Source organism: Clostridium sp. UBA1652, from assembly GCF_002320975.1.
Taxonomy (GTDB): Bacteria; Bacillota; Clostridia; order Clostridiales; family Clostridiaceae; genus Clostridium_T; species Clostridium_T intestinale.
The window spans coordinates 1447-4471 of the sequence record NZ_DCLI01000075.1 but is presented as its reverse complement, the minus strand read 5'-3'; the positions used below and the strand labels follow the sequence as shown (position 1 = coordinate 4471).

The following is a 3025-nucleotide window of genomic DNA, read 5'->3' as shown; positions in this document are numbered from 1 at the left end:
TCTTTGCTTTTGACCTCCTGAAAGTTGATCTGGTTTTCTTTTCTCAAACCCTTTAAGCTGAACTAGCTCCAACATTTCCTTGACTCTTTCCTTAATTTCCACCTTGTTTACCTTCTTCATACTTAACCCAAAGGCAACATTATCATAAATATTCATATGAGGAAAAAGTGCATAGTTTTGAAAAACTGTGTTTAAATTTCTTTCATAAGGAGCCTTATTACGAACATCCTCTCCTTCAACACTTATAATTCCATTAGTTGAATCCTCAAAACCTGCTAACATTCTTAAGGTAGTAGTTTTTCCACATCCTGAGGGTCCAAGCATTGTTAAAAATTCACCTTCATAAATTTCCAAACATAAATCCTTAACTATATGATTTTTTTCGAAACATTTATCAACATGTTCTAGTTTAATAATTACTTTTTTCATCTTGCACCACCTTATCTTAATTAAACAGAAAAAGCCAATTTCTTGAAATAAAGAAATTGACTTCATTGTCTATATATATTCAATAATAAAAAACAAGGCGCTTTCATGTTACTGAAAACGCCTTTGTTAATACTATTAGTATAGCATATGAGTATTAATATTGCCAATATGTTTTTAATAAATCATAAAATATTTTTCTCACCACTTATTAATTCATTATATATTTAAGTGTATTTTAATTAATATATCAATTACACTAATCATTTATTATGTTTAAGAACTGTCTTAAACGTTCGTTTTTTGACTCTTTAAATATATAATTTGGTGTACCTTCTTCAACTATAATTCCGTTATCCATAAAGACAACCTTATTAGCCACATCTCTTGCAAAGCTCATTTTATGAGTTACTACAATCATTGTCATTCCTTCCTTTGCAAGCTCCTTCATTACATTTAAAACTTCAACCTCGAGCTCTGGATCTAACGCTGATGTTGGTTCATCAAATAAGATTACCGCTGGATCCATGGCCATAGCTCTAGCTATTGCGACTCTTTGTTGTTGCCCTCCTGATAATTCGTGAGGATAGCTCTTCTTTTTATCACTTAACCCTACCTTACTAAGTAACTCATCTGACTTACTTATAGCTTCTCCCTTACCTCTCTTAAGAACAGTAATCTGTCCCTCTATGATATTCTCCTCAACTGTTTTATGAGGAAAAAGATTAAAACTTTGAAATACCATTCCAGTATGTTTTCTAAGTTCTAGTATTTCTTTTTGATTAACCTTTCTATTCTCATTAAAAACAATCTTGTTTTCTCCTAAATTAACCTCTCCACTATTAGGTATCTCAAGCAAGTTTATACACCTTAGAAAAGTTGTTTTTCCAGAGCCAGATGGACCTATTATAACAACCGTTTCTCCTTTATTAATATCTAAACTTACATTTTTCAAGATTAAATTATCACCAAACCTCTTTGTTAAGCCTTTTATTTTAATCATATAATTCCTCCAATTATTTAGCTACATACTTATCTAATCTGTGTTCTATCCATCCTTGAATAAAGGTTAATACTGTACAAAACATCAGATAAATAAATGCTGCTTCACAATATAATACAAGAGGTTCATAAGTGGCTGCAGTTATTCGCTGCGCAACTTGAAACATTTCTGTTAAAGTTATAGATGCTGCAAGAGATGTATCCTTAACCAAACTTATAAAAGAATTAAATAATGGAGGTATTGATACCCTTGCAGCTTGAGGTAAAATTATTCTATCTAACGCCTGCCTTTTAGTCATCCCTATAGAATAGGCAGCTTCCCATTGTCCCTTAGCTATAGATATTATTGCCGCTCTTATTACCTCAGAATTATACGCACCCATATTCATAGTAAATCCAATAATAGCCGATGGAAGTGGTGCTAATATGACTCCGATTTTAGGTAATCCATAGAAAATTATAAATAACTGTACTAATAAAGGGGTCCCTCTTATTATCCATACATAAAATTTTGCTATTCCCTCTAATAGCCAAGCTCCTGATATTCTCATTAAAGCTATAAACAAAGCTAATATTAGTCCTAGTGCAAATGATATTACAGCTACAGGTATTGTAAATTTAATCCCAGCCTCAAGTAATGGAAAAAAGGAATCTTTAACTATCCTTACTATTCTTTCATCAAAATTCATAAGCTTATCCTTCTATTTAGATACATCTGTACCAAACCATTTTTCTGAAATTTTTAAATATGTTCCATCACTTTTCATATCTGCTAATGCTTTATTAACAGCATCAACTAATTCCTTATTATTTTTTCTAAACATTATTCCACACTTATCCGCATTTTCGTATTCAGCCACAATTTTTACCCCTAAGTCAGGTTTTTGTTTGTTTAAATCATAAAATGATAAACTATCATTAACTGTGGCATCAACTCTTTTTGAAGTTAATAAATCTATAGATTGATTAAATCCATCAGATTGAACTATTTCTGCTCCGTACTTCCTTGCTATATCAGCTAAGTTGCTAGTTAAACTTTGAGCTGACTTTTTTCCTTTTAAATTATCAAAGGTTTTAATATCTGTATTATCTTTATTAACTATAAGAACTGCTTTTGAAACTATATATGGATCTGAAAAGTCATATTTTTCTTCTCTCTCTGCTTTTATTCCAACTTGATTAGCTATAGCATCAAATCTTTCTGCATCTAACCCAGCAAACATTCCATCCCATTTTGTTTCAACATACTCTGCTTTAACACCAAGCCTATTAGCTATTTCATTTGCTATGTCTATATCAAAACCAGTTAAAGTCCCCGTACTATCATAGTACGTAAAAGGTGCATAAGTACCTTCAGTACCTATTTTTATAACTCCTGCCTTTTTAACCTTATCTAAAAGTGTAGCATTTTCGCCATTCTTAGCTGCACCAGAATCTTTTGCTGTACATCCAACTAAAAGCATTGACGTAAGTATTAATGTAAGTATTTTTTTCATCTCTATCTTCCTCCTATGTTTTATCTCTAATTATTTTCTTCATAAGTTTATGTATTTATTCACTAATGAGCTTTCTTCTTAATGTATAAAAGGATTAGACT

4 protein-coding genes are annotated in these 3025 nt (G+C 31.1%); all 4 read right to left on the bottom strand.

Annotated features, from left to right (window positions below; all coding sequences use genetic code 11):
- Positions 1–429: ABC transporter ATP-binding protein (locus tag B3N22_RS14700; protein ID WP_286908328.1), on the bottom strand; the 429-nt coding region annotated here is incomplete at its 3' end.
- Positions 430–685: 256 nt separating this feature from the next.
- On the bottom strand, positions 686–1429 hold the full coding sequence (locus B3N22_RS14695) for an amino acid ABC transporter ATP-binding protein (RefSeq protein WP_286908326.1): 744 nt from the start codon (positions 1427–1429) through the stop codon (positions 686–688).
- A gap of 13 nt (positions 1430–1442) precedes the next feature.
- Complete coding sequence (locus B3N22_RS14690) at positions 1443–2117, bottom strand: amino acid ABC transporter permease (protein ID WP_286908324.1); 675 nt, start codon at positions 2115–2117, stop codon at positions 1443–1445.
- A 12-nt stretch (positions 2118–2129) separates the two neighbouring features.
- A complete protein-coding gene (locus B3N22_RS14685; protein ID WP_286908322.1) occupies positions 2130–2924 on the bottom strand; it encodes an amino acid ABC transporter substrate-binding protein in 795 nt (264 codons plus the stop codon).
- Between the last annotated feature and the right edge of the window lie 101 nt (positions 2925–3025).